Consider the following 4,856-nt stretch of genomic DNA (forward strand, 5'->3'; position numbering starts at 1 on the left):
AGGATCCGTTCATGCTCCTTTTCCGCGGCCGGACTCTGGACGAACGTGCTTTTGGGCTTGGCGGCGGGGGCGCTTGGCGCGGGGCCTGCGGTTTGAAGTCGGCCGAAATCGCCGCAAGCAGCGAGCAGGAACGATGCGCCCAGCATAATGGGTGCAGCCCAAAGCCGGCCGCTCCTTCCTGCCTTGCGATGTCCCACACCGTCCACCACGACCGCTACTCTTAGACGTTTCAGCCAGTGTTCCCGTTCTGACACTCGTATCATGCCGCGGCGAGTGCTTTTACGAATGTCAAAACCAAAGGAACACGGGCAAATATTCAGCCTCTAACGCGGGGTTCGGATTTGGCATTCGTTTTGAGAACTCGCAGCGACCGAATGGCTGTCAAATCCACCACATTAGCTAATTCCCGCCCAATAGCTCAATTTGTCCTGCCCGCAGCACCTCTATGCGCGGGCCGGTACGCACCTCCACAAACCCCCGGACACGAATACGTTTGTTTTCCAGAGACTTAGGCACCAAGCCGGCCGCCGCCAAATTGGCAAGCGCCCGCTTTGGAATAGTCACAGCGAAGTCCCGTGTCCAGTTTCGTCCAAAATTCAGATAGGTGGTTGCCCCAGCTTGCCGGACGGACAAAACCTTGCCCTCCACCAGCATAAAACGCCCGATCCCGGTCAAAATATCGCCCGGACTTTCAGAGTTTTTTATGACGGTCGGGTCAGCCCAGATGCCTCTTTTTGAGTCGCGGGCAGCCGCCTCCGCCGCCAAAAGCGTGGCAGCGCAGTCCTTGTCGGTCACATCAGCGGCGGCGATGGCCTCGCCCCGCGCCAGAAGTTCGCGCTGCACCAGCGTCTCGTCGGGCAGCCGCCAGACGAAGGCAACCTGACGGCCATAACGGTCCGGCGTGTCGTCTTCACCGCCCAATCGGACGTCGCGCCCCGCAAGCAGGGCGGCTAGCGCCTGAGCGGGCGCGGCACCACGCTTCTCCGCGAAAGCCGCCTCAATGCCGGCAAGACGCACATCGCGTCCATCCTCAAGGCGAAAGCTGCGCGCATCGATCGCAGCGGTCACGCGCCCATCGCCCTGCGGCTCGAACGCGCAAGGCGCCGCCGAAGCCGGACCGGCAGCGATAGTGGCGGTCGCGGCCAGTGCGATCGTCAGCCAATGAACTCTGTTCGATATCGCCGAAATATGCACCCTGGTTTGGCTCACCCCAGTTGTTCGTTCCATCGGACGGAAAGAGGTTAATCCGGTCCCCTAACTTGCCGCTGCGGGATGCTTGCGGCATGATTGCGATAATGGCAATTGCGGCTTCACCGCAATGCGACAAGGGTTTCAGGGAGGTTTTCATGGGACGGGTTCTTTCCGGCTTGCTTGGCGTGATGTTGGCTGCGGTTTCGACAGCGGCGCTCGCGCAAGGCAAACCTCCGCTGAAGCTCGGCGGCATCCTCGATATGTCCGGGCTCTATGCCGACATCACCGGTCCGGGCTCGGAGACCGCTGCGAAAATGGCGGCGGAGGATTTCGGTGGCGAGGTGTTGGGGCGCAAGATCGAGATCCTTGCCGCCGATCACCTCAACAAGGCCGATCTTGCCGCCAACATCGCCCGCGACATGCTCGACAATCAGGGCGTCGAGATGCTCTATGACGTCGCGGCATCGGCCACGGCGCTGGCCGCCGGCGAGATCGCGAAGGCCCGCAACAAGATCGTCATGTATTCCGGGCCCGGATCGATCCGTCTTTCCAACGAAGCCTGCGGTCCTTACACGGTCCACTACGTCTTCGATACCTACTCGCAGGCGAGGGTCACCGGTTTGGCCGCGGTCAAACAAGGCCTCGATAGCTGGTTCTTCATCACCGTCGATTACGCCTTCGGCCACGACCTTGAAAAGGACACGGCCAACGTGGTGAAGAAGGCCGGCGGCAAGGTGCTGGGCGAGGTTCTGCATCCGCTCAACACCTCGGATTTTTCATCCTACCTGCTGCAGGCGCAGGCTTCCAAAGCCAAGGTGATCGGACTTGCCAATGCCGGCGGCGACACCATCAACACGATCAAGCAGGCGGCGGAATTCGGCATCCTGAAGGGCGGCCAGAAGATATCGCCGTTGCTCGCCTTCATTACCGATATCGACGGCGTCGGTCTTCCGACCGCGCAAGGCCTGCTGGTGGCAGGAGCCTTCTACTGGGATCTCAACGACGACACCCGCGCCTTTTCCAAACGCTTCATGCAGCGGATCGGCCGGCCGCCGACCGCGGCGCAGGCCGGCGTCTATTCCTCGGTGATGCATTATCTGAAGGCGGTGAAGGCCGCGGGCACCACGGACGCTGCGCCAGTCATGAAGATCATGAAGGAAACGCCGATCAACGACATGTTCACCAAGAACGGCCGTATCCGCGAGGACGGCCGCATGGTGCATGACATGTATTTGTTCGAGGTCAAGAAGCCCGAGGAGTCGAAGGGGCGGTGGGACGATTACAAGCTGCTGGCGACCATTCCCGGCGATGAAGCCTTCCAACCGCTGTCGGAGTCGCGCTGCCCGCTGGTGACGAAGTGACGGCCTTTCGTCGTCCCCGCGTACGCGGGGACCCATACGCCGCGGCCTACCGTTTCGGACGCGGCGAGACAGCTTGGCAACAACTGGCGTCCGGGATTATGGGTCCCTGCGTTCGCAGGGACGACGCCAACCAACAACAATAAGGAATACACCGCGATGAACGAAACCGTCCTGCAAAATCTCGAATCCGGGCTGCTGACGATCACCATGAACCGGCCCGACCGGCGCAATGCGCTCAACGTCGACATGACGCTGGGTCTGGTGGCTGCGGCCCGCCGCGCCGCCGAGGATCACGAGGTCCGCGCCGTCCTGCTAAAAGGCGCGGGCGGCACTTTCTGTGTCGGCGGCGACGTAAAGTCGATGGCGGAGGGACGTGCGCCGCAGTCGTTCGAAAACAGGATGGTCAACCTGCGGCGCGGCATGGAAGTCTCGCGGATCCTGCATGAGATGTCGAAGCCGGTGGTGGCCCAGCTCGACGGGGCGGCCGCCGGCGCCGGGCTTTCGATCGCGCTCGCTTGCGATTTTCGCGTCGCCTCGACGTCGGTGAAAATCACCACCGCCTTCGCCAAGGTCGGCCTGTCAGGCGACTACGGCGGAACCTATTTCCTGACGCAGATGCTCGGCAGCGCCAAGGCGCGCGAGCTCTATCTGCTATCGCCGGTCTTGACGGCGCAGGAAGCGCTGGCGCTCGGCATGGTGACCCGCGTCGTTGCCGACACGGAGGTCGAGGCGGCCACGCGCGAACTGGCGATGTCGCTGGCGCAGGGCCCGTCGATCACGCTCGGCTATATCAAGCGCAACATCAACAATGCCGAACGGCTGTCGCTGGAAAACTGCTTCGATGCGGAGGCCTTCCATCACTCGCGCGCTGGCGAGACCGGCGATCACAAGGAAGCCGCGAAAGCGTTCGTGGAAAAGCGCAAGCCGGTGTTCCAGAATCATTGAAGCAAGTTTTATTGCCTCAAAACATGGACGGTTGTCGTCCCCGCGCACGCGGGGACCCATAACCACCGCTCTCGGTTGCTTACAGAAGAAACCCGTGCTTTTTCCAGAGGACACGGCGTGCGCGATCAGCGCAATCGCGCTCACGCTGGACGTCCCTGCTTCCGCGGGGACGACGTGTTGATAGAGTGGTGCGAGCTTTATCGCCCCTTGAAGTTGGCGATCCGCCGCTCTTCGGTCGCCTTGACGCCTTCCTTGAAGTCTTCGGTGGCGCGCAGCCGCGTTTGCTCGGCGAGTTCGTGATTGGTGGCGGCGAGCACGCGGTCGGCGAGCCCGGCGCGCATGGTGGCGCGGGTCGAGACCAGGCCGAGCGGCGAGCACTCGGCGATTTCCTGCGCCAGTTTCATCGCGGCGGAACGCACCTGATCCTGCGGCACGCATTCATTGGCCAAGCCCATCCGGTAGGCTTCCTGGCCGGTGACCCGTCGTGACGTGTAGAAAATCAATTCGGCATTGTTCTTGCCGACCAGTTCCGGGAGCGTCACCGTCAGCCCGAAGCCGGGATGGAATCCGAGCTTGGTGAAGTTGGCGGCAAAGCGCGCCTCGGGGCAGGTGACGCGGAAATCCGCCGACACCGCAAGTCCCAGCCCGCCGCCGATGGCCGCCCCGTGCACGGCGGCCACGATCGGCTTCTGGTTGCGGAAGATGCGCACGGCCTGAACATAAAGATGGGCGATCGGACCGAGGCTCGATGCCGGATCGGCCTTGGCGCGCGCCTCCTGCTCCTGCCGCGCGGGATCGTTGAAATTGGCGCCGGCGCAGAACGCCCGGCCCTGGGAGGCGAGCACCGACGAGCGGATTTCGATGTCGCGGTCGAATTCCTCCAGCGCATCGGCGATCTGGTTGATCAGCGAGATGTCGAAGAAGTTCAGCGGCGGCTTGCGGATTTCGATCAGGCCGACATGGCCGATCTTCTCGACGCCGATATCCTTGGTGGTACTCATGTCAGTCTCCGCTGATTGGGTTTTACCGAATATCTCGTCATCGGCAGCGCGCTCCTCTTAGCAGAATGCGTGGCGCGAGCCTCCGGAATCACCGGCATCTACCTTAGCCCCAGTCCGCGCGCGATGATGCCGCGCAGCACTTCAGTCGTGCCGCCCTGAATCGTGAGTTTCGGCGCCGTCTTGATCGCGAACGCCAGTTGATTTTCCAGCGTCTCGCGGTTGGATGCATCGGCATCGACGAAGGCGGCGAGGTCGCGAACCCGGTGCGGCAATTGCTGTTCCCAGATGGTACCGATGTCCTTGACGATCGAGGCTTCGACCACCGGCTCCTTGCCGGCCTGCAACATGCCCGCGACCG

The 4,856-nt window shown here is 62.5% G+C and carries 4 protein-coding genes and 1 pseudogene; 2 read left to right on the plus strand and 3 right to left on the minus strand.

Translation table 11 applies throughout. The features are described 5' to 3' along the window. Window positions 1-399: 399 nt before the first annotated feature. Window positions 400-1,068: a thermonuclease family protein gene (locus WB528_RS12955; protein ID WP_423888812.1), complete on the minus strand. Its 669-nt coding sequence runs from the start codon at window positions 1,066-1,068 to the stop codon at window positions 400-402. A gap of 278 nt (window positions 1,069-1,346) precedes the next feature. Between WB528_RS12955 and WB528_RS12960 the strand changes: the two genes are divergently transcribed. Further along, the gene (locus tag WB528_RS12960; protein ID WP_423888813.1) at window positions 1,347-2,552 is read left to right on the plus strand and encodes an ABC transporter substrate-binding protein; all 1,206 of its coding nucleotides are present in this window, start codon (window positions 1,347-1,349) and stop codon (window positions 2,550-2,552) included. A 156-nt stretch (window positions 2,553-2,708) separates the two neighbouring features. Next, window positions 2,709-3,497: an enoyl-CoA hydratase gene (locus WB528_RS12965; RefSeq protein WP_423888814.1), complete on the plus strand. Its 789-nt coding sequence runs from the start codon at window positions 2,709-2,711 to the stop codon at window positions 3,495-3,497. 197 nt (window positions 3,498-3,694) lie between these two features. Here WB528_RS12965 and WB528_RS12970 read toward each other — a convergent pair whose 3' ends face one another. Together WB528_RS12970 and WB528_RS12975 are read right to left on the minus strand one after the other, a co-directional pair. After that, entirely contained in the window at window positions 3,695-4,498 is an 804-nt protein-coding gene (locus WB528_RS12970; RefSeq protein ID WP_423888815.1) for an enoyl-CoA hydratase/isomerase family protein, read from the minus strand. A 98-nt stretch (window positions 4,499-4,596) separates the two neighbouring features. After that, window positions 4,597-4,856: pseudogene (locus WB528_RS12975) on the minus strand (acyl-CoA dehydrogenase family protein); the annotation flags it as partial.

The sequence above is a fragment of the Bradyrhizobium sp. genome, from assembly GCF_049586575.1.
GTDB lineage: Bacteria > Pseudomonadota > Alphaproteobacteria > Rhizobiales > Xanthobacteraceae > Bradyrhizobium.

What these genes read in the sequence shown, in the direction of transcription:
- WB528_RS12960 (WP_423888813.1), top strand. Translation starts at nt 1,347, where the DNA reads ATGGGACGGGTTCTTTCCGGCTTGCTTGGCGTGATGTTGGCTGCGGTT.
- WB528_RS12965 (WP_423888814.1), top strand. Translation starts at nt 2,709, where the DNA reads ATGAACGAAACCGTCCTGCAAAATCTCGAATCCGGGCTGCTGACGATC.
- WB528_RS12970 (WP_423888815.1), bottom strand. Translation starts at nt 4,498, where the DNA reads ATGAGTACCACCAAGGATATCGGCGTCGAGAAGATCGGCCATGTCGGC.